The organism is Enterococcus ratti, from assembly GCF_001886195.1.
Classification (GTDB): Bacteria; Bacillota; Bacilli; order Lactobacillales; family Enterococcaceae; genus Enterococcus_B; species Enterococcus_B ratti.
Window position 1 is genome coordinate 1 of the sequence record NZ_JXLB01000058.1, and the last position, 1,059, is coordinate 1,059.

The 1,059-nt window shown below is 37.8% G+C and carries 1 protein-coding gene; it reads right to left on the minus strand.

All coding sequences use genetic code 11. The annotated features are described in order from the left end of the window. Positions 1–1,059, minus strand: a 1,059-nt coding sequence (locus RV14_RS11650) for a GH25 family lysozyme (protein WP_071856398.1), incomplete at both ends; no start/stop codon positions are given.

A 1,059-nucleotide genomic window follows, 5' to 3' on the forward strand; every position in this document is an offset into this window, starting at 1 on the left:
CCAGCATAGATCATGTTTGGATTACTTAATCCATTTAGTGATGCTAAAGCTTGATATGTGGTGCTATATCTTGTAGCAATTGAAGATAAAGTTTCGCCGTATTGAACAACATGGGTTTGAGCAACTAATGGTTGTTCTGCAACTGTCGTAGAATCTGGTAAAAGTTCTACATTAGATTTATCAATCCAAGAAAGAATATCTGCAAGTAAAATTTTATTGCCATCAACTTGTTGAACCTTGTAGCTTTCACCTTTCACCCATTGTGGAATAGCCTCACCAGTCGCCCATTGATTAGCTGAGAAATTCACCTTAACTGTATCACCAACTTTGATCTCTGATTTTGGCGTTTCACTTGTTTCTTCTCCTGCATTGATTGCTGGCGTTTCTGTTTGTGGCTTATCTGAGTTAGTATAGCCATTATCAGTGATCCCTGTTAAATCGACATTTCCATCCAATCCCCCTGCAATATAAGTAGATGTAAACTGCCAAATAGCAACCCCATCCATACTTGGAAAATAGTTATACAACGGTTCTGGAGTTACATTATAGCTAGGATATCCGGCAATCCATAAAGAGTTAGGAAATTCTTTAATAATTCTCTTATAATCAACATATTTTAATGTGAAAGGTTTATAGCTATAATACATTGGTGTATACCCAGCTTGTCTAATACGTCGCATACCGTACAAAATTGTTTCTGTATTTGCATTTCTATCAGAACTAGCGCCATGTTCAAAATCTAAAGCTACAATCGAACCTTTCGGTGTTTGAATCTTAGGCAAGAAATAATCCATTGTCTGTTTAGCAATATCCATGTTTCCATAGGTGTCATACCAGATATAGGTATGCGCTCGTTTTCCTTGTGCAATAGCACTTGCTACTTGTGTTTTGTATGTGCGCTGCTCGTAAATGCCATTAGCGTTATACCCGCCAATTTGAGCAATAGCAAATTTATCATGAGCATAACCAAAACGCCCTTGATCTCCTTGATAAATCGCCCAATCCACACCCTGATCGCCTTTGGCGGCAAAAACATTTATAGGCAACAAAAAAAGAGCT